The sequence below is a fragment of the Vulcanococcus sp. DEBay_Sum29NL08_54 genome (genome assembly GCF_017859255.1).
In the GTDB taxonomy this organism is placed as follows: domain Bacteria; phylum Cyanobacteriota; class Cyanobacteriia; order PCC-6307; family Cyanobiaceae; genus Vulcanococcus.
This window is the reverse complement of record NZ_JAFMNJ010000003.1, coordinates 27,544-48,295: the sequence shown is the minus strand read 5'-3', so window position 1 is coordinate 48,295 and position 20,752 is coordinate 27,544. Positions and strand designations below refer to the sequence as shown.

The window sequence follows — 20,752 nt, the reverse complement described above, 5'->3', positions numbered from 1 at the left end:
GCCCGCCATACGCCATGACCCTGAAGGTTGCGATCAACGGATTCGGCCGCATCGGTCGCAACTTCATGCGTTGCTGGCTGAGCCGCGGAAGCAATACCGGCATCGAGATTGTCGGCATCAACGGCTCCGGTGACACCAACACCAACGCCCACCTGCTGAAGTACGACTCGATGCTCGGCCCCCTGCGTAACGCAGAGGTGACCACCACCGAGAACACGATCGTCATCAACGGCAAGACGATCAAGACCTTCTACGACCGCAACCCCGCCAACCTCCCCTGGAAGGAGTGGGGCGTGGATCTGGTGATCGAATCCACCGGTGTCTTCAACGACGACGTCGGCGCCAGCAAGCACTTCGAAGCCGGTGCCAAGAAGGTGATCCTGACCGCCCCTGGTAAGGGTGCCAAGGTCGGCACCTTTGTGGTGGGCGTGAACGCCGATCAGTACCGCCACGAGGATTACGACATCCTCAGCAACGCCAGCTGCACCACCAACTGCATGGCGCCTGTGGTCAAGGTCCTGGATCAGGCCTTCGGCATCGTCAAAGGCACGATGACCACCACCCACAGCTACACCGGTGACCAGCGCATCCTCGATGCCTCCCACCGTGACCTGCGCCGCGCCCGTGCCGCTGCTGTGAACATCGTTCCCACCAGCACCGGTGCAGCCAAGGCCGTGGCTCTGGTCTACCCCGAGGTGAAGGGCAAGCTCAGCGGCATCGCCCTGCGCGTCCCCACCCCCAACGTGTCCGTCGTCGACATGGTGCTCGAGATGAGCCGCGAGACCACCAAAGAGGAGGTCAACGCAGTGCTCAAGGCCGCCTCTGAGAACGGCATGAAGGGCATCATCAAGTACACCGACCTGCCCCTGGTCTCCAGCGACCACGCCGGTACCGATGAGAGCACCATCGTTGACTCCGACCTCACCCTGGTGATGGGCGGCAACATGGTCAAAGTCATCTGCTGGTACGACAACGAGTGGGGCTACAGCCAGCGCGTCGTTGACCTGGCCGAGATCGTTGCCAAGAACTGGAAGTGATCTGAGCGCCCGCTCAACCTCTTTCCATCAGCCGCCCTTCGGGGCGGCTTTTTGATGGTTGTGCGATCAGCTGAAGTGCCGGTAGCCCGGATCGCTCTCCTGAAGGGGCAGCCCGGTTTCGCTCCAGGTCAGGGTTGGGGAGGAGTGCTCCACCAGTTCGCCAATCACCTGGCAGCCCGGTAGTGCAGCGCAGAGCCGCTCGGCCCAGGTCGGCTCCAGGGCGAGGACCAGCTCAAAGTCTTCGCCCCCATTCAGGCACCAGCGCTCTGCATCGGCGAGCGGCGCCATGGCGGGGTCAAGGGGCAGGCCTGTGTGCCGTAGTTGTGCCCCACAGCCACTGGCCTTGGCCAGGTTCAGCAGCGCGCGTTGCAGGCCATCGCTGCTGTCGGTGCCAGCGACTCGCCATGGGCTCCCCTGGGGCTGGCTTGCTTCGAGGGCTGGGATGGCATCGAGCCGGGGGAGCGGCCTTTGGTGGGCTCGAATGGCGCGCTCCCGCAGGGCCTCGGGAATCGCTGCACTGTGCTCGCCTTGCAGCAGCGCTAGCCCCAAGCGGCTGAGGCCATGGGGGCCGGTGCTCAGGAGCCAATCGCCGGGTTGGCCGTCGCCGCGGCGGATGGCGCCAGGCCCCAGCCGGCCAAGGGCCGTGATGGCGAGGAGGCGCTGGCTGCCGCTACTGCAGTCACCGCCGAGCAAGGTGCCGCCAAAACGAGCCAGGGCTTCGGAGAGTCCCTGGTAGACCCCATCGACCCAGCTCCAGGGGGTCGCTCCTGGTGCCACGAGGCCAACCGTGAGGCCGATCACGTCGCTGCAGCCCATGGCCGCCAGGTCGGAGAGGTTGGCCGCTGCCGCCCGCCAGCCCAAGTCCTGGGCCGACATGGTGGCGTCACTGAAGTGGACCGTGTCCACCAGGACGTCGGTGTTGACCACCACGGCTCCCGGCAAGATCGCCGCGTCGTCAGCCAGCTGGCCGGGGGGCGCGTAGGCCGAGAGCCGGTCGATCAGCTCCCATTCGCCGAGCTGATCGAGTCGCATCTAGGCGTGGGCTTTGAGGTTCTCGGCTCCGTCGAGCACCCGGGCGCGGACGATGCCGTCATCGATGCCCAGTTCCTCGAGCACCTCAAACCCATCCACCACGTAACCAAAGGCGCTGTAGCGGCCATCGACGAGGTTCAGGCCTGCGGGGGTCAGTTCGGCCTCGTAGAGGAAGAAGAAGAACTGGGAGGAACCATCGGCGAGGGATTCATCCGAGTGGGCCCAACCCATGGTCCCGAGGGTCGCGAAGGGAAGGACCGGGGTGGCTTCGAAACGGCCCAGGTCTTCAAAGGTGGCGTTGTAGAAGGGCTCGGCTTCACCGGGCACCTTGATCTCCAGCGGCACCTGGCGCTCGCCCTTGGTCTTGGGGTCGATGTAGCCGGTCTCAGGACCCTTGGGGTCTCCGGTCTGGAGAACGTAGAAGTCCTCGGCTCGGGTGAAGGGCAGTCCGTCATAGAAGCCTTGCTTCACCAGGTCCACAAAGGCCCCGGCCGTCAGTGGTGCGTTGTAGCCGTCCACCACAGCGGTGAGCATCCCTTTGGTGGTCTCGATCTCAACGGTGGCGCGGCCCAGCAGCCTGGGCAGGGCGTCGAACTCGCTGGGGATTTGGAAGGGGAAGTCACCCACGAGCAGTGCTTCCAGGTCCCCGACGGTGCTGAGGGCAGCGCGCCGGTCGTCGAGGAATCGATCGCGGTCAGAGCTCTCGCTGCTCTCCACGAGGGTCTCCATCTGGCTTTGCAGGGCGGCCATCAAGGCCTTGCCCTCGGCCTGCTTGGCTTCAGGGAGGCTCGCCACGATGGAGTCGGCGCGGGTCTTGAGCAGCGCCTGACTCCGATTGACCGTATTGACCAGGGCGCTCCAGCGCTTGGCTCTGAGGTCGTCGCTGGTGCTCTCCAGCCTGTGCTGCAGCGTCTGCAGATCCGACTGGTCGATCGGCAGAGCGTTACGAAGGATGGCAGCGGGATCCTTGACGGCATTGCCAGGCGGCAGCGCAGCCTGGGCCGGTGGCACCAGCGGGAAGGCAGCGAAAGCAATTGCGATCAGCAGGGCGGGCACCCAGCGATCCAGCCAGCGCTTCAGATCCATGCTGCAGCCTTGTCTCTGCCGGGACTCTGCCACAGCCGTACAATCCCGCCTGAACCGTTATGCCGGAATGATCTCGAGCAACGACTTTCGTACCGGTACGACGATCGAGATCGACGGTCAGGTCTGGCGCGTTGTTGAGTTCCTGCATGTGAAGCCCGGCAAGGGCTCCGCCTTTGTCCGCACCAAGCTCAAGGCCGTGCAGTCCGGCAACGTCGTTGAGAAAACCTTCCGCGCTGGTGAAACCGTTCCCCAGGCGGTTCTCGAGAAGGCTGTGCTTCAGCACACCTACATGGAGGCTGATGACTTTGTCTTCATGGACATGTCCACCTATGAGGAGACCCGTCTGACCGCCAAGCAGATCGGCGATCAGCGCAAGTACCTCAAGGAAGGCATGGAGGTGAATGTCGTCTATTGGAACGGGAAGCCTTTGGAAGTGGAACTCCCGAATTCCGTTGTTCTGGAAATCACCCAAACTGACCCCGGTGTGAAGGGCGATACCGCCACGGGCGGCACAAAACCCGCCATCGTCGAGACCGGCGCTCAGGTGATGGTTCCCTTGTTCCTCTCGATCGGCGAAAAGATCAAGATCGACACCCGCACCGACAGCTACCTGGGCCGCGAGAACTGATCCCATGCAACTTGACCACAACCAGCTGCGTGAGCTGATTGCCCTGCTTGGGGACAGCGACATCCAAGAGCTCAAGCTCGAAGGTGATGACTTCCGCTTGGAATTGCGTCGCAATCTTCCGGGGGTCCAGCCCCAGGTTGTGATGCAGGCCGCCGCTCCGGTTGCGGCTCCTGCTGCAGCAGCACCTGCCGCTGCCCCCTCCGCGGCTCCCCCGGCCGCCGCTGCGGCCCGCAGTGATCTGATTGAGATCACCGCTCCGATGGTGGCGACCTTCTACCGCTCCCCCGCTCCCGGCGAGTCGGCATTCGTGGAGCTCGGCGCCAAGATCAATGTCGGCCAGACCGTCTGCATCCTCGAGGCGATGAAGCTCATGAACGAGCTCGAGTCCGAGGTGAGCGGTGAGGTGGTGGAGATCCTGGTCGAGAACGGCACCCCGGTTGAATTTGGCCAGGTGCTGATGCGGGTGAAACCCGCCTAGCCCAAGTCTTCAGCGGCCTCCAAGGCCGCCACCATGCTGGCTGCGCGGGCAATGCCAAGGCCGGCGATGTCGAACCCGGTTCCGTGATCCGGTGAGGTCCTCAGGAAGGGCAGGCCCAGGCTGGTGTTGACCGCCTGGTCAAAGGCCAGCAGCTTGACGGGGATCAGGCCCTGATCGTGGTAGAGCGCGAGGAAGCCATCGGGAGCTCGTCCGCCCTGCTGCCAGGCCATGCCCGCGCTCAGCCAGCAGGTGTCAGGTGGAAGTGGCCCCAGCAGGGTGACCTCAGGGTGCCGCGCGCTCCACTCCTCAAGCGTGGCCTCAAGCCAGTCCCGCTCCTCTCGTCCAAGACGTCCGGCCTCGCCCGCATGGGGGTTGAGTCCTGCGACGGCCAGGGTCGGCTCGTGGCGAAAGCGACGGCAAAACGCCAGCAAGACGTCGAGCTTGGCCAGCACCCGCTCAGGGTTCAGGGCCTGGGGAACCTGCTGAAGCGGAATGTGGGTGGTGGCGAGCAGGGTGTTGAGCCGCCAGCCGCTCTGGGGGGAGCGGGCGGTGAAGAGCATCGAGGCTTCCTTGGCTCCAGCCAGTTCAGCCAAGCGTTCGGTTTGACCGGGGTAGTCATGGCCTGCCGCGTGCCAGTGCTGTTTGGCGATCGGGGCAGTGACAAGGGCTTGGCCGGAGCCCCGTTGCACCAGCTCAACGGCCTGGGTGAGCCAGCGGAAACTGGCTTCACCACTGATGGCGCTGGGGGTCCCTGGTTTGACGGGTTGCTCGAGCGGGCAATCCACCACCTCGAGCTGGGCGGGGTCCGCCAGGGGGGCGTCTGTCTGCCCCTTGAGTTGCGTGTAGGTCTCCTCCAGCCAGCGGCGGCAACCCACCAGCAGCGGCGGCTGGGCAGCGGGGGTCCAGCGGGCCAGGGCTTTGAGCGTGACCTCGCCTCCGATGCCGGCGGGATCGCCAAGGGAGACGATCAAGCGGGGGCGCTTAGCGTTGCTGTCGCTTGGCGGATCACCCATGTTGCGTTGGCTGTTGCTGATCGGGATGGGCTTTGCCCTGGTGAAGGGTGTGCAGAACGGCTGGGTGGAGTTGCACTGGAATCGTCTCTTCCACGATGCCGGGGTGCCGTTCGTTCCGGACCCGGATCAAGGTCCGGCGGGTTCAGGCGCAAACCGCATCTAAGGGTTATTCCATCACTTGGGACGGTTCTGCTCCTCCTCCCAGCTGGCGGCAAATCCTTCCCGATAGCTGGGGTAACGCAGTTGGTAGCCCAGGTCCTGGCACAGCCGCGTATTGCTGACGCGGCGGTTGTCGGCCCAAAAGCTCAGGGCCATCGCACTCATCTCTGCCTGGGCGTCGCGGAAGTTGCGTACGGCTGGCAATTTGCAACCCAGCAGGTGGGCGGCATAGCCGAGCGTTTCACTCGAGGGGCAGGGCAGATCGTCGCTGACGTTGAGCACCGCTGGCCTGGCCTCCGGGGGTAGGCCGCAGCAGTGCAGCAAGGCGCCAACGATGTCATCGACATGGATCCGGCAGAACACCTGCTTGGGCTTGTGGATCAAGCGGGCCTGGCCCTGTTGCAGCTGCTGAAAGGGGCAACGACCCGGTCCGTAGATCGCGGGCAGCCGAAAACTCTGTAGGGGGAGAGCGCTGGCCAGCCAGCGTTGCTCGCACTGCAGGCGGGATTGGCTGCGGCGCAGGCCTGGCTCTGTTGGGCTCTGTTCATCGGCCCAGCGTCCTTGGGTGTCGCCGTAGACCCCCGTGGTCGATAGGTAACCCACCCACTGGAGGGGCTGGTGCCGGAGGGACTCCCCCAGAAGGTTGTAGGCGTCGTCCTCGCCGTTCTTGTTGGGCGGAAGGGTGATCAGCACATGGCTGAGGCCTTCAGGAAGCTGCGGGACGGCCCCCTCGCCCGCATTGAAGTGCAGCCACTGCGAGCCCTCCTTGATCGAGCGCGAGGTCAGCCAGACCTGGGCCCCGCGTGCTCTGGCTGCATCGGCAAAGCGTTGGCCTGTGTATCCCCCGCCGAGGACCAGCACGCGGGAGGAGGGGTTGACACCGCGAGCCGTCATGAGTACACCTGTATTACTCGCCCGCTGATCAATGACTGCATCTTGCTTCCCCGCCCCTCTTGCGTCCTCCTTCGTGGGCCAGGTCCCTGGGCGTGTGCGTCCTCGGCGGCGTTCGCAGGTTGGCGCCCCGCGTCGCCTGATTGGCCTGACGGCTTTGGCGCTGACGCTGTTCTCGGCCCTGCTGCTGGCTCCCGACCAGCCCCAGGCTCAGGCGGAGATTTGCCAGCGCCATAACGGCGCTGCGGCCTGCCGGATCTGGTGACTTAGGCGGCCTGCAGGTACGGCTGCATGGGATTGAAGCCGGAGTCAGGCGCTGCGGGCGCGGGAATGGCGCCTGGGCTCGCCCACTGCAGCAGGCGCAGGGCCAGGCGCAGGTCACCGTCGGTCCAGGCGCGGATGGCCATGGCTCGGCGGGGGTCGTAGAAGCGCTGCTGCCGGTACCACTCGAAAGCGTCAGCGTCGCTCTTGCGGCCATTGCAGGCCAGGCAAGCGGGAACGCAGTTTTCTGTCACGCTTAAGCCACCGCGACTTTGCGGGAAAACGTGATCAATGGATTCAGAAGGTTTGCCGCAGTAGATGCACGTTTTTCCGGTGTAAGTGTGGAGGGATTGTCTCCACCGGCGAACACGAAGTTTGGGGCACAAGTCTTCAAGGAAAACGGCATCCCTGCTGTGCATCCGAATAATTCGGTTGCAGGGAGTCTGACCTGAGTGGCTGGGATGTCAATGTGTCGAACGATGCATTTTGCAAGGCTTATTGCAGCTGTTGCGCCCGCCCTGAGCTTCGCTAAATTATGAGTTGCTGCCCCAGCTCAGACGGCCCAGCAACGCACCTCGCGCTGCCTGATGCGGTTGGGAGCATCAGGGGCCATCGAGTTGGTTCTGCCCTTTGATGCGGTCACCCAGGCCCAGCTCAGGGCGGTGCGCCCCCGAGGCTTTTGGCGCTCGAAGCAGGGCTGCTGGGAGTTCCCGCTGGAAGCGGCCTTGGTCCTGCGTCAGCACTTCGGCAAGCGCTTCGCGATGGAGCCGCCGTTGCCCCAGTGGTGCAGCTGGCTCGAGCAGCCTCTGCCCCCCTTGCCGCCCCATCGCGAGCTGATTGCCAGCGCCGGATTAGCGGAACCCTTGCCGGACGGCCGGGAGCTGTTTGCCCATCAGCGGGCTGCAGTGCGCTGGTTGCTGGCGCGGCGTGGTGCGGTGCTGGCCGATGCCATGGGCCTGGGAAAAACCCTGACGGCGCTTGTGGCCGCGCGCGCGATGGTCCGGGCGGCGGATTGCTGCGTGGTGGTGATCGCTCCCACGGGGCTCCATCGCCATTGGCGCCAGGAGGCGGCGGCCTTGCAACTGCAGATCACCCTGCTCAGTTGGGCGGCGCTCCCGCAGGAGCTGCCGGAGGCCGGCACGGTTCTGATCGCGGACGAGGCCCACTACGCCCAGAACTTGTCCGCTGCGCGCACCCAGGCCTTCCTGCGTCTGGCGCGCCATCCGCGGCTGCGGGTGGCGTGGTTGCTCAGCGGCACTCCGATGAAAAACGGCCGCCCAGCGCAGCTGTTCCCCTTGCTGGCGGCCATCGGCCACCCCCTGGCGAAGGACCAGCGCGCCTTCGAGGAGCGCTACTGCCTTGGCCATTGGCATGAACGCTCGGGCACCCGGCAGTGGAGTGCGACCGGGGCCACCCACCTGCCGGAGCTGCAGCGCCTGGTCAGGCCCCTGCTGCTGCATCGCCGCAAACAGGACTGTCTGGATCTCCCCCCGAAACGCCGGCAGATGCTTCCCGTCAGCCTGTCGGAGGCGGAGGGTCAGGGCTTTCAGCACCGCCTGCAACTGAAGGTGGATGACTATCGCCGCCGCGCCGCTGCGGGTTTGGTGCGCCGCGATGCCGAGGCCCTAGCCGTACTGACCGCCCTGCGTCAGATCGGCTCGGAGTACAAGCTCCCCGCCGCCGCCGCCCTGCTGGCCAGGCTGCAGGCCGAGGGGCAGGCCGTTGTGGTCTTCACGGCCTTTGTGACGGCGGCCCAGTTGTTGCAGCAGCGACTGGGGGGTGCCCTGCTGACCGGACGCCTGGCCGCCGCAGAGCGCCAAGGTGTGGTGGATCGCTTTCAGGCTGGCCACGAGCAGCTGCTGATCAGCACCTACGGCGTTGGAGGCCTGGGCTTCACCCTGCATCGGGCCAAGCATGTGGTCCTGCTGGAGAGGCCCTGGACCCCCGGCGACGCCGAGCAGGCCGAGGACCGTTGCCACCGCATTGGTATGCAGGGGACCCTGGAGTGCCATTGGCTTCAGCTTGGCGTCGCGGATCAGCTGGTGGACGGGCTGATTGCCGATAAGGCCGAGCGCATTGCCCTGTTGCTCAGTCGCGGCCAGGCTCAGCTGGAGCGTCAGCCGCTGCCGCGGATGGTGCAGCAGCTGCTCGATCAGTGGTGAGGCGGATGCAGTTGCGCCGCCGCAAGTCGATCTCGTCGCGCATCAGGGCGTCGACGGGGTGTTTGCCTTCTTTCACCAGGGCCGCGGCTTTGAGGCTGTCGCGGCAGGCCTCCTGTGGCTTGCCCGCCAATTTCAGCAGCAGGGCCCGCTCGTTGCGGGGTTGCGGGTGTTCAGGGAAGGCCTCCACTACGGCATCGCAGTGCTTGAGCAAGGCCGGCAACCGATCAAGGTTGACGTTGCGTAGGCAGTCATCAACCTTGGTTTGACTCTGGCCGGGCTCGGGTGGAGCGCTGCAGCTGCTGAGGACGAGCCAGAGCAGACCCGCCCCCAGGGATGGCGGTAGCCAGGAGCGGGTGCGGGTTGCCATCAGCCTCAGTAGGCGTAGCGGTTCGAGCTGCCGCTGGCGCCGGTGTCACTGGTGATGCCGGCGCTGGTGCTGGTGCGGTTGGTGCTGTCGGGGTGGGTGGACTGGCTCTTCTCTTCGTTGGTGTCCACCGCCTTGACGTAGAGATCGCCCAGGTAGCGACCGCAGTCGTTGAATTTGCCGGGATCGGCGACGACGGCTTCGGTGATCATCACCGCGGCGTGCTCAGGCGAGGTCTTGAAGACCGAGGCGCTCTGACGCTTGATGACCGCGTAGGCCGCTTTCCAGCTCACTTCGTGGTTGTTGCCGCTGCTGCGCATGAAGCAATAGATCTGTGCTCCTTTGGCACCGGTTTCATTGCCGGCCAGAGCGGCGGTCGGCAGCGCAGACCAGCCCAGGGCAGCAAGCGGAAGGGCTGCAGCCAGCCGAAGCAGCCGGCCGTTGAGGGACAGGGAAAGACGCATGCCGAAGCAGGGGAATGGGTCCCACCGTATCGATCGTTTCCCCCTGGATCCAGGTGCCGATCAATCAGCTGGCAGGCGGCGGCAGGTCCCCGTGGCCCAGGAGCAGCCTGACCGCCAGCGGCAGCACCAGCAGCACCGTGATCAAGCGGACGGCGTGAAGGGCAGCAACGGCCGCACCGACTCCGAATTCGGCGCCCACCAGACTCATGCCGCTGATTCCCCCTGGTGCGGCTCCCAAGAGGGCGATGAGCGGGTCCATTCCCAGCAGACGGCTGCACCAGAGCCCCACCACCAGGCCGGTCATCACCAGGGTGAGCGTGATCAAGAGGGCCGGCCGCCAGAGCTGCTTGAGCTCGCTGAAGGCCGTCGCTGTTAATCCGGTGCCGATGACGGTTCCGATGCCAATTTCCAGGGCAGTCCGGGTGCCTGCGGGCCAGTTGGCGGCCTCGAGCTTGCCGCTCATGCTCAGCAGTCCCGCTCCCAGCAGCGCGCCAGCGAGGGGTGCGGCGGGGATCCCCGTGCGCAGCGCCAGCAAACCGCCGCCAATGCCCGCCAGGACATAGGCCAGCAGGTGGAGGCTTGATGGCATCGCCGGGCTGCCCTGGAATGCCTTCAGTCTGCTTGGCCGCTTGGGCTTGAGAACTGCCCAGGGCTGTGGTGTTATCGGGCGAGTTGAACCCTGTCCATGGCTGGCGAATCGGTCTCGTTTCGCATCACGCGCACCACAGAGGACCTCGCTCAGACCGTCGCGGCCCTCTCGCAGCGGCTGGTGAAGTTGGAGCAGCGCCTCAATGCGATGGAGCTGCAACTGGACCAGGTCTCCTTTGTTGAGACGCCTGATCCTGAGGAGCTGAGCCGTCTCGACCATGTGGAGACGCTGTTGGCCGACTGCCGCAGCCTCCTGCAGGACGGCGTGAGCGAGGAGGAGGTCCCTGCGTCGGTGAATCCTCACGAGGATGAGTTCATGGCTGCATGACCCCTTGCGCCGGGGGCACAATGGAAAGAAAGCGAACCATGGCCTTCTCCAACAGCCATCGCTCTGTTCCCGTTGCCCCTGCCGCCTCGGGTACACCTGCCTGCGCCAGCCGTTCTTTTGCTGAGGGCGGCCATCAGCTCGAGAAACTCGAGTTCGCCCTCGCCGTCGCCATCACCCGTGGTGATGCTTCAAGAGTGAGGCAACTGCGTGATCAGATCGCAGCACTGGGCGGCAATCGCGAGGAACCGGGCACCTAAAACCACTCGGCCGATCCGTTTCAGTTGTGTCAGGGCAGCCCCACCGTTCGGGGTCGCTTCAACGTGGCGACTAATATTTATTCAGGCAAGATCAAATAAATGCAAGCCAGCCAGCAGGCACCTGTAGCCGAGCGACGAGACGATTTGATGCGTGCAGCCGCCGCTTTTTCGGCTTCGGCTGAGCAGGCCGCATCCAGCGGTGAAATTGAACAGTCAGCGCGCGATATTCTCCGTTCCCTCGATTGCGAGCGCCGCGCAGGAAGCGTGGGGCCGCAGGTGATGCAGCTGATTAAGCCCAGAAACTAATTCTCAAGCGGATGACCGGGCTCGAACCGGCGACGTTCAGCTTGGGAAGCTGACATTCTACCACTGAATTACATCCGCAATTTGATAGTCAAAAGCCGTGATCAAGGCTTTTCTCTATCCCAATCAACCTAGCAAGGGAGCCCTGCTGAAGGGGCTCCCCTGTGGTCGCCTGCTTCAGCTGGCCAGGGCGGCTGCGCAGGCTGCCACGCCAGAACCAGGGGTCCCCTTGTGCAGTCCGAGTTCCTGCAGGGTGGCTTCAATCGCTGCGACGGCGGTCAGCACATCGCGATCGCAAACGAAGCCCAGGTGGCCGATGCGGAAGACCTTGCCCTTGAGGTGGTCTTGGCCACCGGCCAGAAGGATGTCAAAGCGATCCTTGACCTTCTTGCGAAGGGTCTCGGCATCGATCCCCTCGGGAGCCACGGCGGTGATGGCCGGGCTGCCGCAGCCTTCGGCGGCATAGAGGGGCAGGCCGATGGCCTTCATGCCCGCTTGGGCGGCGGCGCGATGACGAGCATGGCGGGCAAAGATGCCCTCGAGCCCTTCGGCCTGCATCATCTCGAGCGCCGCTTCCAGGGCGAAGTAGAGGTTGATCGCCGGGGTGAAGGGGTTGCTGTTGGCTTGCGCCGATTTCCGGTACTTGCCCAGATCCAGATAGAACTTCGGCAGGTCGGAGCGGCCGTAGGCCTCCCAGGCCTTGTCGCTCATGGCCACGAAGGCCAGACCCGGGGGCATCATGTAGCCCTTCTGGGACCCGGATCCGATGATGTCGATCCCCCAGGCGTCCATGGGCACGTTGCAGGCGCCGAGGCTGGTGACGCAGTCAGCGATCGTCAGCGCTGTGCCATGGGCTTTGACGTGCTTGGCGATGGTCTCGAGGTCATTGATGACCCCGGTGGAGGTTTCCGAGTGGGTCAGGATCACGGCCTTGATCGCCTTGCTGGAGTCGGCCTCCAGGGCGGCACGGAATGCCTCGGGATCCAACGGGGAGCCCCACTCCGCCTTGATCACCTCCACCTCCAGGCCGTAGGCCTGAGCCACCTTCACCCAGCGCTCGCCAAATTTGCCGTTATCGCCGCAGAGGACCTTGTCCCCTTTGCTCAGCACATTGATGATTCCGGCTTCCATGGCGGCGGTGCCGCTGCCGGTGATCACCAGAACGTCATTGCTGGTTTGATGCAGCCACTTGAGTTGGGCGGTGGTGCGCTCAACGATTTTCTGGAAGTCCGCGCTGCGGTGTCCAATGGGGTGACGCCCCATGGACTGCAGGACGCTTTCCGGCACCGGTGTGGGGCCGGGGATCATCAGAGTCAGCTTGTCCTGCATGGTGGGTGAGCCGGGGCGATCGCTGCCCGTTGGATCAGCAGCGCAATCGACCAACATAAAAAACGGACCTCACCCTTCCCTGGCCCATGGCTGAGTGCGGCTACACCCTGCCGGTCTGGGTTGCGGCTGCAGCGGTCGCGGCGGTTCGAGAGTTGCTTGGCCAGCCTTTTCAAGCGCAGGTTCCGCTCCTGCTGGATCCAGAAGCGGGCCTTGAAGCCACGGCGATTCCGGTCCAGGCCGCCGCACGGTTGGGCCCGGGGCGGGCCTTGGCCACCAGTTGCTGTGACCCCGGAGAGGTGCTGGACCTCACCCGCGGCCTGCAGGTTTGGGTGGAGGCCAGTTGGACGGATGCTGAGGGGGAACAGCCTTGGCTGGAGTTGCTGGCTGGGGAGGGTGTGGGTGTGCACGCGGCCTCCGGCGAGGCCTGCCTCTCGGCCTATGCCAGGCAATTGCTCGAGAGCAACCTTCGCCCGCTCCTGCTGGATCGCCGGGGTTTGCGGCTGACGCTCACCTTCCCGGAGGGGCGCCAACGGGCGGCGCGCACCAGCAATGCGGCCTTTGGTGTGGTGGATGGTTTGGCCCTGATTGGGACCCAGGCCCTGGTGCAGCGCAGTGCCGCGCCTGATCAACTGGACCAGGCCCGTCAGGAGTTGGCGCGTCGCAGTCAGGAGCCGGGCTGGAGCGGCGATCTGGTGCTCGTCTTGGGGGAAAACGGGCTGGATCTGGCCCCGCAGCAGGGGCTGCCTCCTGGCCTGTTGCTCAAGGCTGGCAACTGGATTGGGCCGCTGCTGGTGGCTGCCGCTGAGGCAGGGGTCAGGCGCCTGCTCTTGTTTGGCTACCAGGGCAAGTTGATCAAGCTGGCGGGGGGCATCTTTCACACCCATCACCATCTGGCCGATGGACGGTTGGAGATCCTGGCGGCCCAGGCGGCCCAGCACGGGTGTTCCCTGGAGCAGATCCGGCTGCTTCTAGAGGCGGCCAGCGTTGATCAGGCCATCGCTGCGTTGGCCGAGCGTGATTCCGCCCTGGCCACTGGCTTGCAGCAGCGCTTGGCCGCCGTGATTGAGCAGCGGGCAGGGGCCTACCTGGCCAAGCACCATGACGCGGCTCCCCAGCTTGGGGCTGTCCTGTTTGATCGCAGCCGCAGCATCTGTGCCTGCGGCCCGGTCGGGGCTGCGCTGCTGGAGGGCTTTCGGGCCTGAGATCTAGGGTGATCTGAATGCCTGGGCCACAGCTGCTGGCCGCTCCATGTCAGACGTGACTCCAACCTCAATCGGTGAAACCAATCGTCATCCGGCGATTGTGATCCTTGATTTTGGTTCTCAATATTCCGAGCTGATCGCCCGTCGGGTCAGGGAAACCGAGGTGTATTCCCTGGTGATGGGGTACTCCACCAGCGCGGCTGAATTGAAGGCGCTGAATCCCAAGGGGATCATCCTGAGTGGTGGTCCCAGCTCGGTGTATGCCGAGCACGCCCCGAAGTGCGATCCAGAGATTTGGGATCTGGGCATTCCGGTCCTGGGGGTTTGCTACGGCATGCAGCTGATGGTGCAGCAGCTGGGCGGCTCTGTGGTGGCTGCCGGCCGCGCCGAGTACGGCAAGGCACCTTTATTTGTCGACGACCCCACCGACCTGCTCACCAACGTCGACGAGGGCTCGACGATGTGGATGAGCCATGGCGACTCCGTCGAGCGCTTGCCCGAAGGCTTCGTCCGTCTGGCCCACACCGAGAACACGCCTGAGGCCGCCGTCGCGGATCACCAGCGGCGTCTCTACGGCGTTCAGTTCCACCCCGAAGTGGTCCATTCCGAATGCGGAATGGCCCTGATTCGCAACTTCGTCTATCACGTTTGCGGCTGCCTGCCGGATTGGACGACGGCCGCCTTCATCGATGAGGCGGTGGCGGATGTGCGCCGTCAGGTTGGCGATAAGCGCGTCTTGCTCGCTCTCTCCGGTGGTGTCGACTCCTCCACCCTCGCCTTTCTCTTGCACAAGGCGATCGGTGATCAGTTGACCTGCATGTTCATTGATCAGGGCTTCATGCGTAAAGGGGAGCCTGAATTCCTCATGGACTTCTTCGACAAGAAGTTCCACATCAGGGTCGAATACATCAACGCCCGTGAGCGCTTCATCAACAAACTCGCTGGGGTCACCGATCCCGAGGAGAAGCGCAAGCTGATTGGCACCGAATTCATTCGGGTTTTCGAGGAAGAGAGCAAGCGCCTTGGGCCCTTTGATTACCTCGCCCAGGGAACTCTGTATCCCGATGTGATCGAGAGCGCTGGCACCAACGTCGATCCCAAAACGGGCGAGCGGGTGGCGGTGAAGATCAAGAGCCACCACAACGTGGGCGGCTTGCCGAAGGATCTCCAGTTCAAGTTGGTGGAGCCCCTCCGGCGTCTGTTTAAAGACGAGGTCCGCAAGGTGGGCCGGACACTGGGACTTCCCGAGGAGATCGTCGGCCGCCACCCCTTCCCCGGTCCTGGCCTGGCGATCCGCATCCTCGGTGAGGTGACGGACGACAAGCTCGACATCCTGCGCGATGCCGATCTGGTGGTGCGCGAAGAGATCAAAAACGCTGGTCTCTATCACGACATCTGGCAGGCCTTCGCGGTGCTGCTGCCGGTGCGCAGTGTTGGTGTGATGGGTGACAAGCGCACCTATGCCTTCCCCATTGTTCTGCGCTGTGTCTCCTCTGAAGACGGCATGACGGCGGATTGGTCCCGCTTGCCCTACGACCTGCTGGAGAAGATCTCCAACCGGATCGTGAATGAGGTGAAGGGCGTGAACCGGGTGGTGCTCGACATCACCAGCAAGCCCCCCGGCACCATCGAGTGGGAATAATTCCCACCCCTTGAGCCATGGCCTAGGCCGGGTGACTCCGTTACCCTCGGGTCCCCCGGCCTAGGAGCCTTGACTGCCGCCCCACAGCAGGACATCCAGCTGCAGCGCCGCCTTCAGCAGGACAGCATTCAGCTGGCAGGGAAGGTGGTGTATCTGAATCCCTTCCTTTATTGGCGCCGTTTTGACGCCAATACCGATCGCTGGCTGCGGGAACCGGGTCAGCTGGCGGAGGATCAGATCACGACCAACCGGGTGCGCTTCTACCCCGAGTTGGATTGGGAGCTGCTCAACGAGACCGACCGTGCCGTGAAGGACGGGGCTGTTGAGATGTTCCTCAAGAGCCTGGAGCTGATCAGCACCTTTAACCCTGAGCTCACCCCCGGCCAGCTGCTGGAGGTGGAGCGCAAGATGGCCGTCACCAAGAAGAAGGCCTTTGAGCGTTGGGTCTCCAAGTCGCTCAAGCGTCGTCTGCAGCAGGAGGCCAGCGAGCGCCGTCGCTTCGATCGCGAACGCCTGATCCGTGACTGGAGCGAGTGGATGGTGCTGCCGGTGACGCGGCAGGCTTTGCTTCCCCTCTCGGCCTTGATGGTGATCGCGGTGGGTGCGGGCTGGTGGCTTGGCTCCCAGCAGTTCTGCCGTCAGCAGATCGTCCAGCCGGCCATCTCGCGCAGCGCGGGCTAGGCCAGCCAGATCGGGGATCAGGCGCCAGACTGGGCGCACTCAATGCCTCACTTCATGGGTTCCGACCCCCTCGACAGCCTGCGTTTGACCCTGATGCAGGAGGTCCTGCCGGTCGGGATGGCTGCGGTCGAGCGGGCCAAGCGTGGTGGCGCCCGTGATCTGGCTGATGCACTCTCCAAGGGTCCAGAGGGCCTCACGGAGCTCCGGGAGGAAGGGGCAGAGGCGGCCCGTCAGGTTCGTGAGCGTCTCGATCGGATCCAGCCTGGTTTGGGGAATCCGGTGATGAAGGTGCAGGTCACGGACGTGCCGGTGGAGCCGGCCCTGGCGAAGGATGCCGGAGAGGAGGAGTTGCAGCTGGCCCTGGCACGCATCTCCGAGCGGTTGACGTTGCTGGAGCAACGGCTCACGGAAGGGAGCTGAACCATTGGCCATCGCCTCCAACCCTCACCGCAGTGCCGGGCTCCAGCGTCAGCCCGCGATTCTGCTGGGTTTGGTGCTGTTCTTCGCTTCGGCGATGGTCGTGCGTCTGGGTTGGTTGCAGCTGCTCCATGGCAGCGAAAACCGGGAGCGCGCTGACGAGAACCGCATCCGCTTGCTGGCGCGTAACCCCGTCCGTGGCCGGATCTTGGACCGCCATGGACAGGTCCTGGTCTCGAGCCGCCTGATCTACAGCCTGTATCTGCAGCCCAAGGATCTGCCGAAGGGTTCCTGGCCAGCTCTGCGGGAGCGGCTGAGCGCTCTGATGAACATCCCCCAGAAGCAACTGGAGCAGCGCAAGCGTCGCGGTCCCGGCAAGCAGGAATACCGCATTGAGCTCGCCAGTGAACTGACGCCGGAGCAGGTCCTGCGCTTCCGGGAGCAGGCCGGCGACCTGCGGGGAGCCCAGGTGGATCTGGATGTGGTGCGCAGCTACCCCCACGGCTCACTTGGGGCCCACACCTTGGGCTACACCCAGCCCATCACTGAGCAGGAATACAAGGTTCTGGCCAAGCGGGGCTACAAGATCCGCGATCGCATTGGCCGCATTGGTGTGGAGGCCGCCTATGAGCAACACCTGCGGGGCACCTGGGGCGGCCAGATGGTCGAGGTCAACGCCATGGGTGAGATCCAGCGCGTCCTCGGCGATCGCCCCTCCAAGGCCGGCAAGGACTTGGTGGTCACGCTTGATCTCCCGCTGCAGCGGGCGGCTGAGGCGGCCCTGAAGGGCAAGCCCGGCGGCGCCATCGTTGCCCTGAATCCCAGGACCGGGGCGATCTTGGCCTTGGCCAGTCGCCCCAATTTCGATCCCAACTTCTTCTCCAAGACCGTCACGACCCAGCGGGAGTACGACGCCCTCTTTGCCTCTCCCTCTAAGCCTCTCTTCAGCCGGGCGATGAATGCCTATGACCCCGGCAGCACCTGGAAGCCGGTGACGGCCTTCGCCGGGATGGCCTCGGGCAAGTTTCCGGCGAACACCAAGCTGATGACCCGCGGCTGCATCACCTACGGCGGGCACTGTTTCCCGGACCACAACGGTGCCGGCTTTGGCCTGATCGGCTATGAGGATGCCCTGCGCTTCTCAAGCAACACCTTCTATTACCAAGTCGGTGTTGGGGTGGGCTCGATGCCCCTCTATGACGCCGCGGTGAAGTTGGGATTCACGAAGCCCACGGGCATTGAGATCGGCTACGAGGAAAGCACCGGTCTGGTGGGCAATGAGCAGTGGGCCGCCAAGGGACGCACCTGGGGTAAGCCCGGCACCACCCCTTGGATCCCCGAGGACATGGCGAGCATGTCGATTGGCCAGTCGGTGGTCCAGGTCACCCCTTTGCAGTTGGCTCGGGCCTACGCCGTCTTTGCCAATGGCGGTTATCTGATCACCCCCCACTTGGTTGATCGCGGTTTGGATTGGACCGCTCCGCCTCGCCGCACCAAGGTGGACATCAAGCCCTCGACCCTGGCCACGATCAACCGCGGCTTGCGCAAGGTGGTTCAGGAGGGCACGGGCTATGCCATGAACCAGGCGGCGGAGTTGCCGCCCGTGGCGGGCAAGACCGGAACCGCCGAGGACAGCACAGGTGGCCCTGACCACGCCTGGTTTGCCTGTTTTGCCCCGTATCCCAACGGCGAGATTGTCGTGGTCGCCTTTGCCCAGAACACCCCTGGCGGTGGTTCAGTGCATGCCTTGCCCATGGCCCGCCAGGTGCTGCAGGTCTGGGCCCAGCAACGCAGCCGCTAGGCGAGGCTTGGTGCTGGTGCGTTGAGCACCTGGCGGTAGTAGCCACGCAGCTGCTCGGTGGCACCGGCCCAACCCCAGCGCTCGGCCTCTTCTCGGGCGTTGCGGCGCAGCTGTTCCCGCTGTCCTGGATCTCCGAGGAGCCGTTGGGTGGCGGCGCTCAGGCTTCCGGCCCCGCCATCGGCTCCATCGGGTTCATAGAGGCAGCCATTGACTCCATCGCTGACGATGTCCGGGATCCCGCCGCGGTTCGCTCCGACCACGGGGCAGCCCGCCGCCATTGCTTCGAGCAGCACCAACCCCAGGGTCTCGGTGCTGCTGGGGAAGAGGAAGGCATCGGCGCTGGCGTAGGCGCTGGCCAGCTCTTCACCGGCGAGATAGCCCACGAAGTGGGTGGCACTGCCGGCGAACAAGGTCTCGAGTTGTTGGCGATAGGGGCCATCTCCCACCAGCGCCAGGCGTGCATCGGGCATCGCATCGAGGACGGGGCGAATGCGCTCGATCTGCTTTTCGGCCGACAGGCGTCCGATGTAGAGCAGCAGCTTGCCGGTGTCGCTGCGGCCCGCCAGGAGACGATCGCGCATGGCCTGGCTGCGCAGCTCGGGCCGGAAGAGATCGGTGTCGACCCCCCGTTGCCAAAGATCCGTGTGCTGGATGCCCTTCTCACTCAGCTCGGCCACCATCGCGGTGGAGGTGCAGAGGTTCAGCTGAGCCTGGTTGTGGGCCATTTTCAGCAGCTCCCAGAGCACCGGCTCGAGCATGCCCAGGCCGTAGTGCTCCAGGTATTTGGGTAGGTGCGTGTGATAACTCGCCACCAGGGGATACCCCTTGGTCTTGGCGAGCCAGATTCCCCCCAGGCCGAGCACGGCAGGGTTGACGACGTGCACCAGATCAGGGGCAAAGGCCTCCAGCGCGTCGGAGACCGACGGCCTTGGCAACGCCAACTTCAGTTCTGGGTAGAGCGGGAGGGGCATGGCCGGAACCCCCACCACCTGGGCCCCCATGTAGGACTCAGGCGCCCCCTCAGGGCAGAAGATCATGACCTCGTCACCGGCCGCAACAAGGTGCTGCACCGTTTTGGTGAGCCGGGTCACGATCCCATCAACCTTCGGCAGGAAGGTCTCGGTGAAGAGGGCGATTTTCAAGGCAATCAGGTGGCCTTAATGGCTTGCTCCTGGGTCTTGGTCCAGGCGGAGGTGCAGAGGATGCGGTTGCGGTCGCAGCGATCGGCGTAGCGGGTGGCGATCTCCACCACTTCCTTCAGCAGACCGTCATCCAGGGTGGTGGGGTTGAGGCCCAGCTCGATGAAGCAGCGGTTATCAACGATCAGGTCGTTTTCCACCGCCTCGTTGCGGGGGTTGGGGAGGTTGTTGACCTGGGCTCCGGTCAGGGCGGCGACTTTCTTGGCGAGCTCACCCACCTGATGGCTTTCGGTCATCTGGTTGAAGATCTTCACCCGCTCTCCCTTGCTGGGGGGGTTCTCCAGGGCCAGCTGGACGCACTTCACCGAGTCACGGATGTGGATGAAGGCGCGGGTCTGGCCGCCGGTGCCGTGCACGGTTAGGGGATAGCCGATGGCCGCCTGCATCAAGAAGCGGTTGAGCACCGTGCCGTAGTCGCCGTCGTAGTCGAAGCGGTTGGTCAGGCGCGGGTCGCGGTCGGTGGCTTCGGTGTTGGTGCCCCAGACGATGCCCTGGTGCAGGTCGGTGATGCGGACCTGGTCGTTTTTGTTGTAGTAGAGGAAGAGCAGCTGATCCAGCGTCTTGGTCATGTGATAGACGCTGCCCGGGCTGGCCGGGTGGAGGATTTCCTCCTCGAAGCGGCTGCCATCGGGCTGGGGCACCTCCACCTTCAGGTAGCCCTCGGGGATGGTGGCGCCGCGGTGGGAGCCATAGCCATAGACGCCCATGGTGCCCAGGTGCACGACATGGCAATCGAGGCCGGTCTCAACGATGGCGGCCAGCAGGTTGTGGGTGCCGTTGACGTTGTTGTCGACGGTGTAGCGCTTGGTGGCGCTGCTCTTCATCGAGTAGGGCGCAGCCCGCTGCTCGGCGAAGTGCACCACGGAGTCGGGTCGCTCAGCCAGCAGCAGATCCACCAAACGCTGGTACTCATGGGCGATGTCCATGTGCACGAAGCGCATGGGCTTGCCGCCGATCTCCTCCCAGGCCTTCAGCCGCTCGCCAATGCTGGTGATGGGAGTCAGGGACTCCACTTCCAGGTCAATATCGATCTTGCGGCGGCTCAGGTTGTCGACGATGACCACATCGTGGCCCTGGTCGGCCAGGTTCACGGCACAAGGCCAGCCACAGAAGCCGTCACCGCCGAGAACGAAAACCTTCACCGCTGGACTCCTGCTGAACGAGCATTTGCTCCGTCAGGGCAAGCTACTACAGGGATTCAGCTGATTCCTACCGCAACGGCCATCATCAGGATCACCAACAGAGCGCCGCCGATCAGGAGCACTTTGCTGTTGGCGCCACGGGCTTCACCGGCCTCGATCACCTCCATCCGGGGCTCCCGGGCGAAGGCATTGAGCCTGCCGCCGTCCTCTTCTGTGACCTGCATCGCA

Annotated in this window: 26 protein-coding genes and 1 tRNA gene; 14 read left to right on the top strand and 13 right to left on the bottom strand. The window is 64.5% G+C overall.

Annotated features, from left to right (window positions below; translation table 11 throughout):
- The first annotated feature begins 14 nt into the window (after nucleotides 1-14).
- Nucleotides 15-1,037 (top strand): type I glyceraldehyde-3-phosphate dehydrogenase, encoded by a 1,023-nt coding sequence (gap, locus tag QZ186_RS01905; RefSeq protein ID WP_296415471.1) that lies wholly within the window; start codon nucleotides 15-17, stop codon nucleotides 1,035-1,037.
- Nucleotides 1,038-1,103: 66 nt separating this feature from the next.
- Here the strand turns inward: gap and thiL are convergent, their stop codons facing one another.
- Together thiL and QZ186_RS01895 are read right to left on the bottom strand one after the other, a co-directional pair.
- A complete protein-coding gene (gene thiL, locus QZ186_RS01900) occupies nucleotides 1,104-2,069 on the bottom strand; it encodes a thiamine-phosphate kinase (RefSeq protein WP_296415468.1) in 966 nt (321 codons plus the stop codon).
- Nucleotides 2,070-3,155, bottom strand: a complete 1,086-nt coding sequence (locus tag QZ186_RS01895) for a peptidylprolyl isomerase (protein ID WP_296415466.1) — start codon at nucleotides 3,153-3,155, stop codon at nucleotides 2,070-2,072.
- 67 nt (nucleotides 3,156-3,222) lie between these two features.
- Between QZ186_RS01895 and efp the strand changes: the two genes are divergently transcribed.
- Both efp and accB read left to right on the top strand, forming a co-directional pair.
- Nucleotides 3,223-3,783, top strand: a complete 561-nt coding sequence (gene efp / locus QZ186_RS01890; protein ID WP_010313969.1) for an elongation factor P — start codon at nucleotides 3,223-3,225, stop codon at nucleotides 3,781-3,783.
- A 4-nt stretch (nucleotides 3,784-3,787) separates the two neighbouring features.
- Nucleotides 3,788-4,261 carry an acetyl-CoA carboxylase biotin carboxyl carrier protein gene (gene accB, locus QZ186_RS01885; protein ID WP_010313967.1) on the top strand — a complete coding sequence of 158 codons (474 nt, stop codon included), beginning with the start codon at nucleotides 3,788-3,790 and terminating at the stop codon, nucleotides 4,259-4,261.
- Here the strand turns inward: accB and pdxA are convergent.
- A complete protein-coding gene (pdxA, locus tag QZ186_RS01880) occupies nucleotides 4,258-5,274 on the bottom strand; it encodes a 4-hydroxythreonine-4-phosphate dehydrogenase PdxA (RefSeq protein ID WP_296415463.1) in 1,017 nt (338 codons plus the stop codon). The two genes, accB and pdxA, sit on opposite strands and share 4 nt — an antisense overlap.
- Here pdxA and QZ186_RS01875 point away from each other — a divergent pair.
- Nucleotides 5,273-5,437, top strand: a complete 165-nt coding sequence (locus QZ186_RS01875) for a hypothetical protein (protein ID WP_010313963.1) — start codon at nucleotides 5,273-5,275, stop codon at nucleotides 5,435-5,437. The genes pdxA and QZ186_RS01875 overlap by 2 nt on opposite strands.
- 11 nt (nucleotides 5,438-5,448) lie before the next feature.
- On the opposite strand, the gene QZ186_RS01870 is transcribed toward QZ186_RS01875, so the two are convergent.
- Nucleotides 5,449-6,327: an SDR family oxidoreductase gene (locus tag QZ186_RS01870; protein WP_296415461.1), complete on the bottom strand. Its 879-nt coding sequence runs from the start codon at nucleotides 6,325-6,327 to the stop codon at nucleotides 5,449-5,451.
- 31 nt (nucleotides 6,328-6,358) lie between these two features.
- On the opposite strand from QZ186_RS01870, the gene QZ186_RS01865 reads away from it, so the two are divergent.
- Complete coding sequence (locus QZ186_RS01865) at nucleotides 6,359-6,589, top strand: hypothetical protein (RefSeq protein WP_156797764.1); 231 nt, start codon at nucleotides 6,359-6,361, stop codon at nucleotides 6,587-6,589.
- Between the two features lies 1 nt (nucleotide 6,590).
- Here QZ186_RS01865 and QZ186_RS01860 read toward each other — a convergent pair whose 3' ends face one another.
- Nucleotides 6,591-7,004, bottom strand: coding sequence for an HNH endonuclease (locus QZ186_RS01860; protein ID WP_071777926.1), 414 nt, complete (start codon nucleotides 7,002-7,004; stop codon nucleotides 6,591-6,593).
- A 168-nt stretch (nucleotides 7,005-7,172) separates the two neighbouring features.
- Here QZ186_RS01860 and QZ186_RS01855 point away from each other — a divergent pair, with 168 nt between their 5' ends.
- Nucleotides 7,173-8,747, top strand: a complete 1,575-nt coding sequence (locus QZ186_RS01855) for a DEAD/DEAH box helicase (protein WP_296415453.1) — start codon at nucleotides 7,173-7,175, stop codon at nucleotides 8,745-8,747.
- On the opposite strand, the gene QZ186_RS01850 is transcribed toward QZ186_RS01855, so the two are convergent.
- The 3 genes from QZ186_RS01850 to QZ186_RS01840 form a co-directional block, all read right to left on the bottom strand.
- Entirely contained in the window at nucleotides 8,674-9,114 is a 441-nt protein-coding gene (locus QZ186_RS01850; protein ID WP_296415451.1) for a hypothetical protein, read from the bottom strand. The genes QZ186_RS01855 and QZ186_RS01850 overlap by 74 nt on opposite strands.
- 5 nt (nucleotides 9,115-9,119) lie before the next feature.
- Nucleotides 9,120-9,575, bottom strand: a complete 456-nt coding sequence (locus tag QZ186_RS01845; RefSeq protein ID WP_296415449.1) for a DUF6554 family protein — start codon at nucleotides 9,573-9,575, stop codon at nucleotides 9,120-9,122.
- A gap of 64 nt (nucleotides 9,576-9,639) precedes the next feature.
- Entirely contained in the window at nucleotides 9,640-10,164 is a 525-nt protein-coding gene (locus QZ186_RS01840) for an AbrB family transcriptional regulator (protein WP_296415445.1), read from the bottom strand.
- Nucleotides 10,165-10,260: 96 nt separating this feature from the next.
- Here QZ186_RS01840 and QZ186_RS01835 point away from each other — a divergent pair, with 96 nt between their 5' ends.
- The 3 genes from QZ186_RS01835 (at nucleotide 10,261) to QZ186_RS01825 (ending at nucleotide 11,114) form a co-directional block, all read left to right on the top strand.
- Entirely contained in the window at nucleotides 10,261-10,551 is a 291-nt protein-coding gene (locus tag QZ186_RS01835) for a hypothetical protein (RefSeq protein ID WP_247476609.1), read from the top strand.
- Between the two features lie 38 nt (nucleotides 10,552-10,589).
- A complete protein-coding gene (locus QZ186_RS01830) occupies nucleotides 10,590-10,808 on the top strand; it encodes a hypothetical protein (protein WP_010313945.1) in 219 nt (72 codons plus the stop codon).
- Nucleotides 10,809-10,907: 99 nt separating this feature from the next.
- A complete protein-coding gene (locus tag QZ186_RS01825) occupies nucleotides 10,908-11,114 on the top strand; it encodes a hypothetical protein (protein ID WP_010313943.1) in 207 nt (68 codons plus the stop codon).
- Between the two features lie 6 nt (nucleotides 11,115-11,120).
- On the opposite strand, the gene QZ186_RS01820 is transcribed toward QZ186_RS01825, so the two are convergent.
- Nucleotides 11,121-11,192, bottom strand: a tRNA-Gly gene (locus tag QZ186_RS01820).
- A gap of 96 nt (nucleotides 11,193-11,288) precedes the next feature.
- The gene (locus tag QZ186_RS01815; protein WP_296415558.1) at nucleotides 11,289-12,440 is read right to left on the bottom strand and encodes an alanine--glyoxylate aminotransferase family protein; all 1,152 of its coding nucleotides are present in this window, start codon (nucleotides 12,438-12,440) and stop codon (nucleotides 11,289-11,291) included.
- An 86-nt stretch (nucleotides 12,441-12,526) separates the two neighbouring features.
- Between QZ186_RS01815 and cbiD the strand changes: the two genes are divergently transcribed.
- The 5 genes from cbiD (at nucleotide 12,527) to mrdA (ending at nucleotide 18,183) form a co-directional block, all read left to right on the top strand.
- Nucleotides 12,527-13,642 (top strand): cobalt-precorrin-5B (C(1))-methyltransferase CbiD, encoded by a 1,116-nt coding sequence (gene cbiD / locus QZ186_RS01810; RefSeq protein ID WP_296415444.1) that lies wholly within the window; start codon nucleotides 12,527-12,529, stop codon nucleotides 13,640-13,642.
- A 46-nt stretch (nucleotides 13,643-13,688) separates the two neighbouring features.
- The gene (gene guaA, locus QZ186_RS01805; protein WP_296415441.1) at nucleotides 13,689-15,284 is read left to right on the top strand and encodes a glutamine-hydrolyzing GMP synthase; all 1,596 of its coding nucleotides are present in this window, start codon (nucleotides 13,689-13,691) and stop codon (nucleotides 15,282-15,284) included.
- Nucleotides 15,285-15,353: 69 nt separating this feature from the next.
- Nucleotides 15,354-15,965 (top strand): hypothetical protein, encoded by a 612-nt coding sequence (locus QZ186_RS01800; protein WP_010313935.1) that lies wholly within the window; start codon nucleotides 15,354-15,356, stop codon nucleotides 15,963-15,965.
- 54 nt (nucleotides 15,966-16,019) lie between these two features.
- On the top strand, nucleotides 16,020-16,385 hold the full coding sequence (locus tag QZ186_RS01795; protein WP_043705249.1) for a hypothetical protein: 366 nt from the start codon (nucleotides 16,020-16,022) through the stop codon (nucleotides 16,383-16,385).
- 4 nt (nucleotides 16,386-16,389) lie between these two features.
- On the top strand, nucleotides 16,390-18,183 hold the full coding sequence (gene mrdA, locus QZ186_RS01790; protein ID WP_247476622.1) for a penicillin-binding protein 2: 1,794 nt from the start codon (nucleotides 16,390-16,392) through the stop codon (nucleotides 18,181-18,183).
- Here the strand turns inward: mrdA and QZ186_RS01785 are convergent.
- From QZ186_RS01785 to QZ186_RS01775, 3 genes are read right to left on the bottom strand one after another with little or no spacing between them, the layout of a single operon-like run.
- Complete coding sequence (locus tag QZ186_RS01785) at nucleotides 18,180-19,325, bottom strand: glycosyltransferase family 1 protein (protein WP_296415436.1); 1,146 nt, start codon at nucleotides 19,323-19,325, stop codon at nucleotides 18,180-18,182. The two genes, mrdA and QZ186_RS01785, sit on opposite strands and share 4 nt — an antisense overlap.
- 5 nt (nucleotides 19,326-19,330) lie before the next feature.
- Nucleotides 19,331-20,524, bottom strand: coding sequence for an NAD-dependent epimerase/dehydratase family protein (locus QZ186_RS01780; RefSeq protein WP_010313928.1), 1,194 nt, complete (start codon nucleotides 20,522-20,524; stop codon nucleotides 19,331-19,333).
- Nucleotides 20,525-20,580: 56 nt separating this feature from the next.
- On the bottom strand, nucleotides 20,581-20,748 hold the full coding sequence (locus QZ186_RS01775) for a ssl1498 family light-harvesting-like protein (protein WP_247476626.1): 168 nt from the start codon (nucleotides 20,746-20,748) through the stop codon (nucleotides 20,581-20,583).
- Nucleotides 20,749-20,752 lie beyond the last annotated feature (4 nt).